Below are 15,269 nucleotides of genomic sequence, written 5' to 3' on the forward strand. Positions count from 1 at the left end.
AATTGCGCTTTTTTATTTAATCTATTTTAGGTTTTTATCCTTTTTTCTGCTTGTTTATTTCGTCTTGTAATTGACGACGTACTTTCTGCTCACGCTCTAGAGCAGTTTTTCTGTGTTCTTCAAATTCTTCTTCTATTTCTTCAAGATTGTGTTTTGCTTGTTTTGTTATGGTATTACTATTCTTGAATTTATAAATGAAGAAAATTAAAAATGCTAATAAGCCGCCTATTATACTCCATAGTAAAGTATTATATCCAGATTTACTCATTTGTAAACCAAATAACGACATGCTATCTTTTTCGCTATTTGTTGTATCTAAATCGCCTTGGGTTTTAGATAGGTTGGTTTTTAATTCTGAAATTTCGTTCGCTTGGGTTTTAACAACTGCTTGAGTATCTTTTAAATCTTTACGAATTTTTTTAAGAGAATCATTTACATGAGATCTTAGGGTAGATAACCAAACACGTTTTACTGCTTCGTAAGGTTGTCCATTAGTACCTTTAAAATTGCCTGACTTTTTAAAAATATATTGAAACTGACTGTCTATTGTACCACTATTCAATGATAATGTTTCGGTTTCTGGAGTAGTTTGAGAAAAAGATAAACTACAGGTAGATAATAATACCAAGGCAATTAAGTATTTGAAAGAATTCATTTGGTTGTGTTTAAATAGGTTAACTTGATTTTGCGAAAATAAAAAATAAAGTTTAATTATAGGCTTAATTAATAAATAGCCTCACAAATAAATGCGAAGCTATTTTGGATTATATACGATGATTAAAAAATTTTGGATGTCTAATAGTAGGTATAACGTCTTACTTTTGCTATGTATTTTGCTAATCGAATAACTTGATGGCTATACCCATACTCGTTATCATACCAAACATAAACAATTGCATTTTTTCCATCGGATCTTACAATAGTTGCTTTGCTATCGTAAATTGAAGGGGCGGAACATCCCACAATATCACTTGATACTAGTTCATCACTCAATTCATATTTAATTTGTTCTACTAAGTTTCCTTCTAGAGCATATTTTTTTAGAGTTTCATTTATTTTAGCTACAGAAGTTTTTTTGTTCAACTCTAGATTTAAAATAGCTAAAGACCCATTGGGTACAGGCACCCTAATGGCATTAGAAGTTAATTTACCTTCTAAGCTAGGTAAAGCCTTAGCAACTGCGCTTCCTGCTCCAGTTTCTGTAATTACCATATTTAGTGCAGCTGCACGACCACGACGATATTTTTTGTGGAAATTATCAACCAGGTTTTGATCGTTGGTGTAAGCATGAATAGTTTCTAAATGACCGCTTTTTACACCAAATGCATCTTCAATAACTTTTAAAATAGGTGTAATGGCGTTTGTGGTACATGATGCTGCCGAAAATATATTGGTTTTATCAGGATTATGCTCTAAATGGTTTACACCATGTACAATATTAGGAACACCTTTACCTGGAGCCGTTAACAAAACTTTTTCTACACCTTTGGATTTTAAATGTCTAGATAAAGCATCTTTATCTCTAAAAGCACCAGTATTATCAATTACTAAAGCATCTTTAATGTTGTGTTTTGTGTAATCTATATCTTCAGGATTATTAGCAGAAATTAGTTTTACCGTTGTGCCATTAATTATTAAGCAACTATTAGCAACATCAATATTTACAGTACCAGAGAATTCTCCATGGATAGAATCATTACGCAATAATGAGGCTCTTTTTTCAAGAATTTCTTCGGTAATTTTGCCTCTTGTAACAATGGCGCGTAAACGAAGCTGGCTTCCTTTACCTGTTCTAGTCATAAGTTCTCGGGCTACCAATCGTCCTATTCTCCCAAAACCATAAAGCACAATATCTTTAGGGGCTATACTTTTACTTTTATGTGCATCTTTAACTTTGTTAGCAACAAAGTTTAACGCATTACTATATTTACTTTCGTCCAGACGAAACTCGTAAGCTAATTTACCAATATCTAGTTTTGCAGGAGGAATTTTAAGTTGATTTATGGCTTTGGCGATCTCTACAGAGTCAAATATAGAAATTGGCTTTTCAACAAATTTACCTGCATATTGATGTAAATTTAAAATCTGACTTATGTTTTGGTCAATTAATTGATTTTTAAAAAGTACCAATTCAATAGATTTATCATACCATAAGTCGCTTACAGTTTTGATAAATTCAACCGTTGCTTTTCTGAGATTTGCTTGAAAAGCTAACTCCTTTTCATAAGTTGCGTTTGTAGACATTTTGATAAGTTTAGTTGTTTTTGATTTTGCAAAAGTATCATATTTCAAACGTTTTCGTAAGGTGTTTTAACAAAAAAATAACCCTTTGTAATAGGGTTGTTTTTAGTGGTATTTTGTGTTTTTTATTTCTCTTTTAAACACTAATTTCACTTAAAAGTTTAGTTTCTTTTATATCAGAAGCATTTAATTCATATTGAAACAATTGGCTATTACCTACTACAATAAGATGATTATTTTGAATAATGACATCAAATGAATTTACATTAATGCTATGTACAAGTTTTGAGTTTTCAGGATCAGAAACATCAAATATTTTAACTTCATCATCACAAACAAATAAATAATTTCCATAAAGTCCCATCCCTTTAGGAGCGATAAGATTACGTTGGGAAATTAGAACAGGTGCAGTAATATTCTCAACATCATAAATTTGTAAAGCACTAATGTTGGTACCACAACCTAAGCTCGCATCTAAAGTTACAAAGGCATGTGTATCGTTTGCTATTACTGGGTCGCAGGCTGTGAAATGCTGTACTGCACTTAGTTGTTTTGGGTCTTCCGGGTTTGAGGTTTCATAAATAAACATTCCGTTTCTTGAACCTATGTAAAGATAATCCTTATAGCTCACTAAGGTTTCAATATTAAAACCAATAAAAGGCTTATTTACCAAAACTGGATTTGTTTTTGTGCTAATATTAAAAACATTAAGCGATTGATCGTCAACTGTGTACAAATAATCATTTAGGATTGTAAAACGCGCCAAAGATCCGCCTTGTCCAGTATCAACTGGAGCGTTATTGGTATCGCTATCATTTTCACATGATAAAATAGTAAGTAGTAAAAGTATTAAAGTGAAGTTTTTCATGTTAGCATTATTTTTTTTGAGTCCAATTAACTATTATGTCATCAGATGCTTTATCTGCATAATAACCATCAGGAGATAACATTTCTGGAAAAACATTTTCTATTCTTTTAGTGACAGTTACACCACTAAAATCAGTTTTAAAAGTAATAGCTACTAAATCTACCGCTGTATTTATATACAAAATATCTCCTTTTATAGAAACATCTGATGATCCCGGGACTTTTAAGTATTTGAGTTTTATTGGAGAAGATGGATTTGAATTATTGTAAATATGAAATCCCTTATTAGGTTCATTTATAAATAAAAAATTGTCCTTAATATATATCTTACCCATTATTTCTTGGGTTTGAGGCGGTAATAGTTCAATTGAATTTATGAAACTTTCTCGTTTTACAATTTCAGGTTCGTATTTGCTATTAAATTCAAAACCGTCATCGGGTTCTCTTAGAAAAATACAGGAGGAGAGTAATAAAGCACTCAGAAGAATTAGTGCTTTGTTTTTTTAAGGTTATCATGTTTTAGCTTTTTATTATAAGATGCTAAAACTTAAAAAGGTTGCGTATTTATTTACAAAAAAAGTCCTCATTATGAGGACTTTTATATAAAATATTGATTACTATTTGTTTACCTAAAATTATAGCGTTCTTTTTCGCCATCTTCATTTATAAGTTCAATTCTTAAAGATTCATTTGGAGATTGATTTTTAAGTATGGTTTGAACATCATCTACATTGTTAACTTTCACATCATTAATAGCAGTAATTATAGTACCGTTCTTAATGCCATTTTTTCTCCAGTAATCAGCATATTTACCATTCAAATCAACAATTTTAACACCATTTTCTGTTTTGTACTTTTTCAAATCAGATGGTTTAGCATTTTTTATTTGACCAACCAATGGTAAAATATAAGTTTCGTTTCTAATTAAACGCACAGGAACTGTGTTAATATCTCCATCGCGAAGGTATGTTACGTTAACAATATCGTCAGGTCGTTTTGTATTTAGATGTCCGCTTAAATCTGAGAACTTTGAAATTTTCATGTTATCAATTTCTTTGATAATATCTCCTTTTTGTAACCCGGCTTTTTCAGCACCAGAATCTTCAACAACACTTTCGATATAAAACCCTTGTGTGTCTTCAATTTCAAGATGTTCGGCAGTTTTGCTATTTAGAGAACCACCTGTAATTCCTAAAATACCATTTTGCACATTACCATACTCCATAATATCTTCAACCACTTTTCTAGCAATATTACTAGGTACAGCAAAAGAATAACCTACATAAGAACCAGTTTGAGATGAAATAGCAGTATTGATTCCAACCAATTCTCCATTAGTATTTACTAAGGCACCACCAGAGTTTCCTGGATTTACAGCAGCATCTGTTTGAATAAACGATTGTGAATGAGTTCCAGATAAATCTCTAGATTTTGCACTAATAATTCCCGCAGTAACTGTAGATGTTAGGTTGAAAGGATTTCCAACTGCTAATACCCATTCGCCAATTTTTGCGTCGTCGGAATCTCCAAATGTAACAACGGGTAAATCTTCATCTACTTCAATTTTTAAAAGCGCAATATCCGTTTTTGGGTCTGTGCCTACAATTTCAGCTTTATAAGTTTTGTTATTATTCAGGGTCACAGAAAGTTCTTGAGATTTATCAACCACATGATTATTCGTAATAATGTAGCCGTCAGGAGTTATAATTACTCCAGACCCAGTACCCATTTGAGCACGTTGCGGACGTCTTCCCATAAATAAATCTTGAATAGTCATTTGTCCAGAACTTACGGTAACGTTTTTAACGTGAACAACGGCATTTACTGTGTTTTCCGCAGCTGTTGTAAAGTTTGGTGTTTCATATGCCTTGTAAACACCATTTGTTGAGCTAGTAGGTAAAAATGTAGGTTGTTCCTCAACAGTATTTACTACCATTGTTTTTTCTTCTTCTAAAAAATTTGTAAGCTCCTAGAGTTAATACACCACCAAGTGCTGAAACTAATACTAATGTTAAAATCTTCTTCATAATTTTCAGTTTAAGATATATTATCAACGATTAAAATTAATTATTTATTGAATGTGTAATTCAACTTTAACGACGATTTAACAATCCTTAAAACGGTTTAATATTTATATCTTTGCACAATAATTATGCAACAGAAATTTTATAAATATCAAGGAACAGGAAACGATTTTGTGATGATTGATAATCGTCAGTTAAAATTCGACAAAAATAATACCAAACTAGTAGCATCCCTTTGTGACAGACGTTTTGGCATAGGAGGCGACGGACTTATACTTTTAGAAAATCATGATACATATGATTTTAAAATGGTGTATTATAATGCTGATGGAAATGAAAGTACCATGTGCGGTAATGGTGGAAGATGTTTAGTAGCTTTCGCAAAACAATTAGGAGTAATTACTGAAAGAGCAATTTTTGAAGCTGTTGATGGTTTACACCATGCTTCTATAGATGGAGATATTGTAAGACTTCAAATGCAAGATGTTGATGTTATTAAAAACGAAGGAGACTTTGTGTTTTTAGATACAGGTTCGCCACATCACGTGCAATTTGAAGATGCGATTAATGATTTTGATGTAAAAACGAATGGCGCTAAAATAAGATACGGAGCGCCATACAATCAAGAAGGTGCAAATGTGAATTTTGTTAAGAAGTTATCGGATGCAGAATTTAGATTAAGAACTTATGAACGTGGTGTTGAAGATGAAACTTTGTCATGTGGTACAGGAGCAACGGCAGTTGCCATTGCAATGCACTACATAGGAGAAACTGAAAAAAATCAAGTGGAATTAATGGTTCAAGGTGGGCATTTAGAAGTTTGTTTTGATGTTGAAAATAATATTTATAAGAATGTTTGGCTAATAGGTCCAGCAAAGTTTGTTTTTGAAGGTACCATATGAAAACCTTAGAAGGCGAACATATCAATTTACGTGCTTTAGAACCTGAAGATTTAGAGTTTGTTTTAGAACTTGAAAATGATGAAGCTATCTGGAATTTGAGTAACACGCAAACACCATATTCTAAATATATTATTAAACAATATTTGGAGCACGCTTTAAAAGATATTTATGAAGTAAAACAATTACGTTTAGTGATTTCAAATAAAAAGGGAAAATCACTAGGTTTGATAGACTTGTTCGATTTTGATTTTAAAAACAAAAGGGCTGGAGTTGGCATTGTGGTAAAAGAAGCTTCGGATAGAGCTAAAGGATATGGAAATGAAGCTCTAAACCTATTGATTAATTACAGTTTTACCCATTTGAGTTTACACCAATTATATTGCAATATTTCCGAAGATAACAAAGCAAGTATTCAACTCTTTACAAATAATGGTTTTGAAACAATTGGGTTAAAAAAAGATTGGAATTTTAATAGCGGTAAATTCAATAACGAATATTTATTACAACTTATAAAACCTTAAACATATTCTAAATGTACATTAAAAGAATACTTTGGACTATCGCCATTATTGGGTTGGCAGCAGTAGCTTATTTTGCGTATTATATCTATGGAGCAATGTTGGCACCTAATACCAATTTTAATAATGAGGAAGCCTATATTTACGTAAAAACTACAGATGGCTATCAAGAAGTTAGGGAACAACTAGTCCCTTTATTGAAGGATATTGATAAGTTTGATGTACTTGCAAAACAGAAAGAATATGTTAATAATGTAAAGTCTGGTAAATTCATTATTAAAAAAGGAATGAGTAATAATGATATTATCAATTCCATCAGAATTAAAAAAGTACCCGTAAAAGTTACTTTTAATAATCAAAGCTCATTAGAAAAATTAGCAGGACGAATTGCACTTCAAATTGAAGCGGATAGTGTTTCTTTAGTAAAAGCTATGAATGATGCTTCTTTTTTAAGAAAAAATAATTTTAAAACGGAAACCGCTCTAGGTATGTATTTACCTAATACTTACGAGTTTCATTGGGATACAACTGCCGAAGGTTTTAGAAAAAAATGCTAGCTGAATTCAATAGGTTTTGGAATGCTAATAGAGTGAAAAAAGCACTAACCATAGGGCTAGATCAACATCAAATAATTGCATTAGCGTCTATTGTCTATGAAGAATCCAAACAACCCTCAGAGCAACCTAGAATTGCAGGCGTTTATTTAAACCGATTACGTATTGGTATGCCGCTTCAAGCAGATCCAACCCTTAAATTTGCAGCTTATAAGTTGCCTAAGTACAAAAACACAGTTATAAAACGTGTTTTAAATGTGCATAAAGATATTGTGTCTCCATACAATACCTATAAAAATAGGGGATTACCTCCAGGACTCATTGCAATGCCTAATATATCGGCAATTGATGCTGTTTTAAATTATGAAAAGCACAAGTATCTTTATTTTGCTGCAGATGCAAAACGATATGGTTATCATAAGTTTGCTAAAACTTTAGAGCAACATAATGTGAATGCCAGGGCATATCATAAATACTTATCATCTCAAGGGATTAATAAATAGTGCGTTTCCTTAATTGTTATATCGCATTATTTTTATTTTGTGTTTCAAATAGTTTTGCTCAAACTACCAAAACTAGTTTTTTTAAACCAAGTGATACTTTAAATGCTAAGCGAAGAAATACGGTTGTTATTTCTGAGGTTGCTTTGGCTAGTTCTGCACTCATTGGATTAAATGAAATCTGGTATGAAGATTTTGAACGTTCAAAATTTCATACTATAAATGATAATAGCGAGTGGTTGCAAATGGATAAGTTGGGGCATGTGTTTACATCCTATCAATTAGGGAAGCAAGGTGCTACTCTTTTAAACTGGAGTGGGGTTTCCAAAAAGAATCAATTACTTTATGGAGCCACACTAGGATTTGGGTTTTTAACTGCCGTTGAAGTGTTAGATGGCTATTCCAATGAATGGGGATTTTCATGGGGCGATGTTGGTGCAAACGCATTGGGCACAGGACTCTATATTTCGCAAGAATTATTGTGGAAAGAACAACGAATTGACGTAAAATTTAGTTTTCACCAAACTAGCTATGCTTCACAACGACCAGATAAACTCGGAAAATCCTTTTTGAACAAGTCTTAAAAGATTATAACGGACAAACCTATTGGTTGAGTTTTAATCTGCATTCTTTTTTTAAAAATAGTAAAATTCCAAAATGGCTAAATGTGGCTGTAGGGTACGGTGGGGAAGACATGTTAACAGGTGTTAAAGTTACTGACAATCAAGTGTTAACAACTAATCAGAGATTTAGACAGTACTATTTGAGTTTTGATGTAAATTTGACAAAAAATTAAAACAAATTCATCGTTTTTAAAGTCAATTTTTAACGTTTTCAATATGATAAAAATACCGTTTCCTTCATTAGAAATCAATAAAAAAGGGGCTGTATTTCATCTATTCTACAATTAAAAATTGTACTTAATCGATTAATTTTGAATTAATTATAAAAAGGTGTACTTTTGCACGCTCAAATTTTCAAGCAATTTTAACTTTTAATTTTGCTGAAGAAATTTAAAAAACTATGGTAAAAAATATTGCAAAGTGCTTAGGATTATCACTTACAATATGTATACTAATGTACACATCGTTTTCATCAAATGAAACGGTAAATTTAAGTGAGTATTCAACCAATGGCTTGGTGTTAAATTACACAGTTAGTCAAGATGAAGGCATTAAGGAAAATGTTGAAACATCAAAAGCAGGATACGAAGCGTTTTCTCCATTTTTAGGAAAATCGTTTGTTGGGTTTAAAGAAGCTATCGCTTTTAAAGAATCTGGAGGTAATTACCGTACTATTAATACTTATGGGTATTTAGGGAAATACCAATTTGGAAAAGGTACTTTAAGCCTTATAGGTGTTAAGAATATTCAGAAATTTTTGAATAACCCAAAACTTCAAGAAAAAGCATTTATTGCTAATGCGCAACGTAATAAATGGATTTTACGTAGAGACATTAATAGATTTGTTGGAAAACGAATAAATGGTGTTGTTATAACAGAATCTGGAATACTAGCTGCAGCGCATTTAGCAGGACCAGGAAGTGTTAAAAAGTATTTAAGAAGTTACGGTTTAAATAATTTTTCTGATGGTTACGGTACAACAATTGCAAATTATATGAAACGATTTTCGGGATATGACACTTCGTTTTTAAAACCAAATAAAAAAGCTAAAGTTAACGCTATCTAAAGTAAATTAACTTTTGTGGATTATAAATATTGTAGGCCTCTTGTGGAGGTCTACATTTTTTTTTGCCCAAATTTTAGCCGGTAGTGTTTTGATGTATTCAGTTGGAAGTGTAATATCGCAGGCCACACTAATATCAGTTTCTGGAGATACGGTTCTATATATATCTTCTAAAAATTTATTGTTACGATAAGGGGTTTCTATAAAAATTTGAGATTGATTTTGTTCAAATGAAAGACGCTCTAAGCGTTTAATTTCCTTTTTGCGTTCATTTTTATCAATTGGTAAATATCCATTAAAAGCAAAACTTTGTCCGTTTAAACCAGAACTCATAATAGCCATTAAAATAGATGAAGGTCCTACCAGAGGTACAACTTGAATATCTTTTTCATGAGCTAATTTTACAACATCAGCTCCTGGATCTGCAACTCCTGGGCAACCAGCTTCAGATAATAATCCAACATCTAAACCTTTAGAGCATGGTTCTAGAAATTCTGGAAGTTCTATGGGTTGTGTAAATTTATTTAAAAGAAAAAGTTCCAATGATGGTTGTGATTTTTTAGGGCTTATTTTTTTTATAAATCGTCTTGCTGTTTTTTCGTTTTCTACAATGTAAGTATCGATATTTTCAACGGCTTTTTTTACAGAAATCGGTAAAACCTCTAGTGGCGGGTTGTCTCCAAGTGTTGTGGGAATTAAATATAATTTTCCTTTGGAGTTATTCATATATTATGGGAAATAGTTTAGCTAAAAATAGTAAAAAAACCTGTTTATGCTATCCGGAAGCCTTAACTTAATTTTGAAACAATTTTATTGCAAGATTCATCTAGCATTTTGTATACTATTTCAAAACCGTCATTACCACCATAGTACGGGTCTGGAACACTTAAATTTTCGCCAGGCATAATTTCATTTAAAATAAGTTTGACTTTAGAGATGTCTTCATCATTTCTAGCCATTTTTATAATATGTTTGAAATTAGATTCGTCCATGGCGTAAATAAAATCAAAATCATCAAAATCTTGTTTTACAAATTGTCTTCCGCAAAGATTTGTAATGTCAATACTGTATTTTTTGGCAACAGCAATAGAGCGACTATCGGGTTTACTACCAATATGATATGCAGCTGTTCCAGCAGAATCAATAAAAAAATTATCTTTTGGAAGTTTAGATTTTAAAATACCTTCTGCTAATGGAGACCGACAAATGTTGCCTAAGCATACCATTAGAATTCGAGTCATTTTGAAATGTATTTAAACTGAAAGTTTTTTGGTAATATCTTCTACGTACTTTCTGAATTGCTTATCGGTTGAAGATAAATTATCAACAGTTTTACAAGCATGAAGCACAGTAGCATGATCGCGTTTACCAATTTGAGAACCAATACTTGCTAAAGAAGCCTTAGTCATTTTTTTAGCAAAAAACATGGCTAATTGTCTTGCTTGTACAATATGGCGCTTACGAGTTTTAGATTGAAGTGTGTCAACATCCATTTGGAAATAATCAGACACTACTTTTTGTATATAATCAATAGATACCTCGCGTTTTGTGTTCTTAACAAATTTCTCAACAATTTGTTTTGCTAAATCTATTGTGATTTCTTTTTTGTTGAAAGAAGATTGTGCAATAAGTGAAATAATAGCACCTTCTAATTCGCGAACATTGGTTTTGATATTTTTTGCAACATATTCAACAATATCATCAGGCATATCAACACCATCACGATATAGTTTGTTCTTTAAAATTGAAACTCTTGTTTCAAAATCTGGGTGTTGTAATTCTGCTGATAGTCCCCATTTAAAACGTGATAATAAACGTTGCTCAATATCTTGCATGTCAACAGGTGCTTTATCACTTGTTAAGATAACTTGCTTTCCATTTTGATGTAAATGATTGAATATATGGAAAAACACATCCTGCGTTCCTGATTTTCCAGATAAGAATTGAACATCATCAATAATCAAAACATCAATAATTTGATAGAAATGAATAAAATCGTTACGATTGTTCTTTTTTACAGAGTCAATATATTGCTGCGTAAACTTTTCAGCTGAGATATAAAGTACAGTTTTTTCAGGATATTTATCTTTTATATCAACACCAATAGCATGTGCTAAATGTGTTTTTCCTAAACCAACACCACCAAATATCAATAATGGATTGAAAGATGTGCCTCCTGGTTTTGCAGCAACCGCTAATCCTGCACTTCTTGCCAAACGATTGGAATCACCTTCCAAAAAGTTTTCAAAACTATAATTAGGGTTTAATTGCGATTCAATCTTAACATTTCTAATACCAGGTATTACAAAAGGATTTTTTAGTTCGCGACTTTTATTGTCAAAAGGAATATCAACATCTTGAGCTTTTACAGATGTTCTGTTAGAACTAGGAATTTTTTCAGTAAAAGGTTGCTTGTTGCCATAAGTGTTTTCCATCTTAATGATGTAAACTAGTTTGGCTGTTTCTCCAAGTTCTTTAGTTAAAGAAACTTTTAAAATTTTAACATAATGCTCTTCGAGCCATTCGTAAAAGAATTTGCTAGGCACTTGAATACTTAAAGCGTTTTCTTGAAGTTTTACTGCAATAATAGGTTCAAACCAAGTTTTATATGCCTGCGGTTGGATATTATCCTTTATAAAATTAAGGCAGTTGTTCCAGACCGATTGCGCAGTTGTACTCATTTACTTTATTCTTGGTTTCGTTAATTATTTATTAAAGAGAAGAGCCTCTTTAATCCCCCTTATTATTGTGTGGCAAATATGTGAACAAAATTCTAAAAAAAAATGAAAACCTATTGAATATTTAGAAATTTTTCATCATGTTTATCTGCCAGCCGAAACTACAAAAAAATATTGATATAATGCTATGAAAATCGATGAAATACAAATAAGAGTGAGATATGGTGAAACAGACCAAATGGGAGTGGTCTATCACGGCAATTACCCATTATATCTAGAGATGGGGCGTATTGAATGGCTGCGTAAGCTTGGAATTTCTTATAAGAAGATGGAAGAGGATGGTATCATGTTACCTGTAGTTTCTATGTCCTTAAATTATAAAAAATCAGCGGGTTATGATGACCTAATTAATGTAAAAACTCAACTAAAAAATAGACCAACAGCAAAGATTGAATTTGAATATGAAATAACCGACGAAAGTGGCGCGATTTTAACTACAGCTAGCACCACTTTAGTTTTTATTGATATGAAAACTAATAGACCTACAAGAGCGCCAAAGTATATTTTAGACCTTATTAAAGAGTGATTCTAAATTTTTTTGATAGAAATTCCGAAAATTTCTTCAAAAGATTTAAAGGTTTTATCAGAATCCTTCAGTCTTACTGAAATTGTTATTTCGCAGCTCAATTCTAATTTCTGGTTAATAATATTGAGTTGCTTTTCTTTGATAATACGCATCACTTTGTTCATGTGCTTATACTCAAACGAAATATTGTATTGAACATTTATGGTTTTTTGAATAATCTTGCAGGATTCTAGTGTTAATTGTGCTGTGGTTTTATAGGCCTGAATTAAACCGCCAACGCCTAATTTGACACCTCCAAAATAACGGACAACTATTATAAGAATATTGGTAACGTCAAAAGATTGGATTTGTCCATAAATTGGCATACCTGCAGAATTATTGGGTTCGCCATCATCATTAGCACGAAAAGTAATCTGTTCTGTTCCTAATTGATAGGCATAACACCAATGTCTTGCTGAATGATGCTCTTTTTTTATCTGTTCCAGATGTAGCTTTATGTCATTTTTATTTAAAACAGAAAATGCATAACCAAAAAATTTACTGTTCTTCTCTTTAAAAAGAATAGCCTCGGAGTTTTTGAAAATGGTTTTATATGTGTCAGATGCATTTATCACTTAAAATAAATACGATTTAGTTTCAAAAAGTGCTGATACATCTTCTACATATGGTGTAATATGCCAAGTATTAATGTGCATATTTTTGGCAGCATTAATATTATCTGCATTATCATCTATAAAAAGGCATTCATCAGCTTGTAGTTGGTGCCTTTTTAAAACAAATTCAAAAATATCGGTATTTGGTTTTCTCAGTTGAATTTCATGAGACAAATAGAATGCGTCAAAACAAGATTTAAACTCATTATAAAACGACAAATTTTCTTTTATCCAATTAATATGAAGCTCGTTGGTATTGCTCAATAAAATGAGTTGATATGAGTTCTGAGATTTAAGTGTTTTCAAAAAATCTAATCTGTACTTAGGAAAGTCTTTTAAAATCAGGTTCCATAAATCGATTAATTCTTGATGTGTTAAATGAGGAAACTTTTCAGCATAAAAATCAATAAAATCTGAAGTTGATATTTGTCCGATTTCATAAATTCTATTGATTTCAATAATATCTTCTGAAAGCGATTCAATATTTAGTTTTTTCAAAGTTGTTTGAAAAGCACTTTCTATATCAAGATTAATAAACACATTACCAAAATCAAAAATAATTGTTTTAATCATTGGTGTGGATTTTAAGAATATCTGCTTGGATGTGTTCTTCGGAAATCAAATTTCCAGAAAATTTTGGAACTTTTACACCTTTGTTGAAATTTGTATTCCCAGTAAAAACACGTGCTTCGTCCCAAATATTTTCATCAATAAATGTTTGCAATGTTTTTGCACCACCTTCAATAATAACTGAATTAATGTTTTTCCTATAAAGAACATTGCAAATTTGTTGTGCTACGTTTTTTGAAAAATCTATAGTATTTTTGTTAATAACTATCGTTTCAGCTTCATCATTAAAAACTGTAAACGTTTTTGATAGTTTTGTTTCTCTATCTAAAACAATTCGTATTGGGTTTTTGCCAGTCCAATTCCTAACCGTTAAACCCGGATTGTCTTCTAAAACTGTATTTGTACCAACTAAAATAGCCTGTTCTTCTGCACGCCATTTATGCGCCAATTGCCTAGAGTACTTATTTGTAATCCAAATAGGAGATTTTACTGTTTTAGTTTCAGGAGCAATAAAACCATCTTTAGTTTCTGCCCATTTTAAAATAATATATGGCCGTTTTTTATTATGAAATGTAAAAAAGCGTTTGTGGTGTTTTTTGCAATCTTTTTCTAAAATACCAACGGTAACATTCGCACCAGAATCCTCCAGTTTTTTAATGCCTTTTCCTGCCACTTGAACGTTATCATCAATACAACCAATAACTACATTTGGAATACCATATTTAATAATCAAATCACTGCAAGGCGGTGTTTTTCCATAATGCGAGCAAGGTTCTAGCGTTACATATAAAGTCGCTTTTTTTAGTATTGATTTATCTTTAACTAAACTAATAGCATTAACCTCTGCATGATTACCACCGTAAGCACTTGTATGGCCTTCACTAATAATTTTGTTGTCTACAACAATTACGCAGCCAACCATAGGGTTTGGTCTGGTGGACCCTAAACTGTTTTTGGCGATTTGTATGCAGCGTTTTATATAGGATTCGTGATTCAATGTTATAGTTTAATTTTTACATCTTCAGTTTCGTCAACTTTGTAAGTGTATGAAAACCCTAAGGTTTTATAAATAATATCTCCTTTGTAATGTACTTTCATTTTTTGGCTAAATAAACTTCCTATTAAACCGCCAATGCTTTTACCGCTTATTAGACTATCGATTGGGACTGTTGCTTTCAGCGGAATAGAAAATTCTTTTTTAGCAGGTACTTTAAAACTTTCGGTTGATACATAACCAACTTCATTTTCATTTACAAAAATTTTAATTTCATCAGTTTTTAGTTCGCCACCAATATCATTTGGGTTGATAAATAATGCATCAGCAGAAAGTATAATGTGTTTAGAATTAGATTCTACTACTTTAATATTTTCAACGTTTACAAAAACAGGTTTCTCTTTTACTTTACAGTTGAAAAAACAAGTAATTATTGTTAATAATAATAGAAAACGTTTCATATGGTTTTTTTAGAATTACTGTATCTTTCACTTTC

The 15,269-nt window shown here is 31.4% G+C and carries 16 protein-coding genes and 2 pseudogenes; 6 read left to right on the forward strand and 12 right to left on the reverse strand.

What is annotated here, in order from left to right; genetic code table 11:
• Nucleotides 1–34: 34 nt before the first annotated feature.
• The 5 genes from AC0L5U_RS00545 to AC0L5U_RS00565 form a co-directional block, all read right to left on the reverse strand.
• Nucleotides 35–655, reverse strand: coding sequence for a tRNA (guanine-N1)-methyltransferase (locus AC0L5U_RS00545; RefSeq protein WP_473414063.1), 621 nt, complete (start codon nucleotides 653–655; stop codon nucleotides 35–37).
• Nucleotides 656–795: 140 nt separating this feature from the next.
• Nucleotides 796–2,244, reverse strand: a complete 1,449-nt coding sequence (locus AC0L5U_RS00550) for a glyceraldehyde-3-phosphate dehydrogenase (RefSeq protein WP_473414067.1) — start codon at nucleotides 2,242–2,244, stop codon at nucleotides 796–798.
• Between the two features lie 133 nt (nucleotides 2,245–2,377).
• Complete coding sequence (locus AC0L5U_RS00555) at nucleotides 2,378–3,109, reverse strand: LVIVD repeat-containing protein (RefSeq protein WP_473414068.1); 732 nt, start codon at nucleotides 3,107–3,109, stop codon at nucleotides 2,378–2,380.
• Between the two features lie 7 nt (nucleotides 3,110–3,116).
• Entirely contained in the window at nucleotides 3,117–3,443 is a 327-nt protein-coding gene (locus tag AC0L5U_RS00560; RefSeq protein WP_473414069.1) for a hypothetical protein, read from the reverse strand.
• A 290-nt stretch (nucleotides 3,444–3,733) separates the two neighbouring features.
• Complete coding sequence (locus AC0L5U_RS00565) at nucleotides 3,734–5,044, reverse strand: trypsin-like peptidase domain-containing protein (RefSeq protein ID WP_473414070.1); 1,311 nt, start codon at nucleotides 5,042–5,044, stop codon at nucleotides 3,734–3,736.
• Nucleotides 5,045–5,260: 216 nt separating this feature from the next.
• Here AC0L5U_RS00565 and dapF point away from each other — a divergent pair, with 216 nt between their 5' ends.
• The 5 genes and pseudogenes from dapF (at nucleotide 5,261) to AC0L5U_RS00590 (ending at nucleotide 9,295) form a co-directional block, all read left to right on the forward strand.
• Complete coding sequence (dapF, locus tag AC0L5U_RS00570; protein ID WP_473414071.1) at nucleotides 5,261–6,034, forward strand: diaminopimelate epimerase; 774 nt, start codon at nucleotides 5,261–5,263, stop codon at nucleotides 6,032–6,034.
• The gene (locus AC0L5U_RS00575) at nucleotides 6,031–6,555 is read left to right on the forward strand and encodes a GNAT family N-acetyltransferase (protein ID WP_473414072.1); all 525 of its coding nucleotides are present in this window, start codon (nucleotides 6,031–6,033) and stop codon (nucleotides 6,553–6,555) included. The genes dapF and AC0L5U_RS00575 overlap by 4 nt, the downstream gene beginning before the upstream one ends.
• A gap of 95 nt (nucleotides 6,556–6,650) precedes the next feature.
• Nucleotides 6,651–7,609, forward strand: a pseudogene (mltG, locus tag AC0L5U_RS00580) (endolytic transglycosylase MltG).
• A 20-nt stretch (nucleotides 7,610–7,629) separates the two neighbouring features.
• Nucleotides 7,630–8,517, forward strand: a pseudogene (locus tag AC0L5U_RS00585) (DUF2279 domain-containing protein).
• Nucleotides 8,518–8,629: 112 nt separating this feature from the next.
• On the forward strand, nucleotides 8,630–9,295 hold the full coding sequence (locus tag AC0L5U_RS00590; protein ID WP_473414073.1) for a lysozyme family protein: 666 nt from the start codon (nucleotides 8,630–8,632) through the stop codon (nucleotides 9,293–9,295).
• 6 nt (nucleotides 9,296–9,301) lie between these two features.
• On the opposite strand, the gene AC0L5U_RS00595 is transcribed toward AC0L5U_RS00590, so the two are convergent.
• The 3 genes from AC0L5U_RS00595 to dnaA form a co-directional block, all read right to left on the reverse strand.
• The gene (locus tag AC0L5U_RS00595) at nucleotides 9,302–10,018 is read right to left on the reverse strand and encodes an SAM-dependent methyltransferase (protein WP_473414074.1); all 717 of its coding nucleotides are present in this window, start codon (nucleotides 10,016–10,018) and stop codon (nucleotides 9,302–9,304) included.
• A gap of 62 nt (nucleotides 10,019–10,080) precedes the next feature.
• Nucleotides 10,081–10,533, reverse strand: coding sequence for a low molecular weight protein-tyrosine-phosphatase (locus AC0L5U_RS00600; protein ID WP_473414075.1), 453 nt, complete (start codon nucleotides 10,531–10,533; stop codon nucleotides 10,081–10,083).
• A 12-nt stretch (nucleotides 10,534–10,545) separates the two neighbouring features.
• The gene (gene dnaA, locus AC0L5U_RS00605; protein WP_473414076.1) at nucleotides 10,546–11,973 is read right to left on the reverse strand and encodes a chromosomal replication initiator protein DnaA; all 1,428 of its coding nucleotides are present in this window, start codon (nucleotides 11,971–11,973) and stop codon (nucleotides 10,546–10,548) included.
• A gap of 184 nt (nucleotides 11,974–12,157) precedes the next feature.
• Between dnaA and AC0L5U_RS00610 the strand changes: the two genes are divergently transcribed.
• Nucleotides 12,158–12,556 carry an acyl-CoA thioesterase gene (locus AC0L5U_RS00610; RefSeq protein ID WP_473414077.1) on the forward strand — a complete coding sequence of 133 codons (399 nt, stop codon included), beginning with the start codon at nucleotides 12,158–12,160 and terminating at the stop codon, nucleotides 12,554–12,556.
• Nucleotides 12,557–12,558: 2 nt separating this feature from the next.
• Here the strand turns inward: AC0L5U_RS00610 and AC0L5U_RS00615 are convergent, their stop codons facing one another.
• Genes AC0L5U_RS00615 through AC0L5U_RS00630 form a run of 4 tightly spaced genes read right to left on the reverse strand, consistent with a single transcriptional unit; the run spans nucleotide 12,559 to nucleotide 15,234 of the window.
• Entirely contained in the window at nucleotides 12,559–13,167 is a 609-nt protein-coding gene (locus tag AC0L5U_RS00615; RefSeq protein WP_473416123.1) for an IMPACT family protein, read from the reverse strand.
• Between the two features lie 3 nt (nucleotides 13,168–13,170).
• Nucleotides 13,171–13,782 (reverse strand): HAD family hydrolase, encoded by a 612-nt coding sequence (locus AC0L5U_RS00620; RefSeq protein ID WP_473414079.1) that lies wholly within the window; start codon nucleotides 13,780–13,782, stop codon nucleotides 13,171–13,173.
• Nucleotides 13,775–14,782 carry a bifunctional diaminohydroxyphosphoribosylaminopyrimidine deaminase/5-amino-6-(5-phosphoribosylamino)uracil reductase RibD gene (ribD, locus tag AC0L5U_RS00625; RefSeq protein ID WP_473416124.1) on the reverse strand — a complete coding sequence of 336 codons (1,008 nt, stop codon included), beginning with the start codon at nucleotides 14,780–14,782 and terminating at the stop codon, nucleotides 13,775–13,777. Before ribD ends, AC0L5U_RS00620 begins: the two co-directional genes overlap by 8 nt.
• Nucleotides 14,779–15,234 (reverse strand): LEA type 2 family protein, encoded by a 456-nt coding sequence (locus tag AC0L5U_RS00630; RefSeq protein WP_473414080.1) that lies wholly within the window; start codon nucleotides 15,232–15,234, stop codon nucleotides 14,779–14,781. Before AC0L5U_RS00630 ends, ribD begins: the two co-directional genes overlap by 4 nt.
• Between the last annotated feature and the right edge of the window lie 35 nt (nucleotides 15,235–15,269).

The organism is Jejuia sp. G7-7, assembly GCF_055808955.1.

Coding starts and splice junctions, on each gene's coding strand:
- AC0L5U_RS00630 (WP_473414080.1), bottom strand. CDS start 15,234: ATGAAACGTTTTCTATTATTATTAACAATAATTACTTGTTTTTTCAAC.
- AC0L5U_RS00600 (WP_473414075.1), bottom strand. CDS start 10,533: ATGACTCGAATTCTAATGGTATGCTTAGGCAACATTTGTCGGTCTCCA.
- AC0L5U_RS00560 (WP_473414069.1), bottom strand. CDS start 3,443: ATGGGTAAGATATATATTAAGGACAATTTTTTATTTATAAATGAACCT.
- AC0L5U_RS00595 (WP_473414074.1), bottom strand. CDS start 10,018: ATGAATAACTCCAAAGGAAAATTATATTTAATTCCCACAACACTTGGA.
- dapF (WP_473414071.1), top strand. CDS start 5,261: ATGCAACAGAAATTTTATAAATATCAAGGAACAGGAAACGATTTTGTG.
- AC0L5U_RS00565 (WP_473414070.1), bottom strand. CDS start 5,044: ATGGTAGTAAATACTGTTGAGGAACAACCTACATTTTTACCTACTAGC.
- AC0L5U_RS00590 (WP_473414073.1), top strand. CDS start 8,630: ATGGTAAAAAATATTGCAAAGTGCTTAGGATTATCACTTACAATATGT.
- AC0L5U_RS00555 (WP_473414068.1), bottom strand. CDS start 3,109: ATGAAAAACTTCACTTTAATACTTTTACTACTTACTATTTTATCATGT.
- AC0L5U_RS00545 (WP_473414063.1), bottom strand. CDS start 655: ATGAATTCTTTCAAATACTTAATTGCCTTGGTATTATTATCTACCTGT.
- AC0L5U_RS00550 (WP_473414067.1), bottom strand. CDS start 2,244: ATGTCTACAAACGCAACTTATGAAAAGGAGTTAGCTTTTCAAGCAAAT.
- AC0L5U_RS00575 (WP_473414072.1), top strand. CDS start 6,031: ATGAAAACCTTAGAAGGCGAACATATCAATTTACGTGCTTTAGAACCT.
- dnaA (WP_473414076.1), bottom strand. CDS start 11,973: ATGAGTACAACTGCGCAATCGGTCTGGAACAACTGCCTTAATTTTATA.
- AC0L5U_RS00610 (WP_473414077.1), top strand. CDS start 12,158: ATGAAAATCGATGAAATACAAATAAGAGTGAGATATGGTGAAACAGAC.
- AC0L5U_RS00620 (WP_473414079.1), bottom strand. CDS start 13,782: ATGATTAAAACAATTATTTTTGATTTTGGTAATGTGTTTATTAATCTT.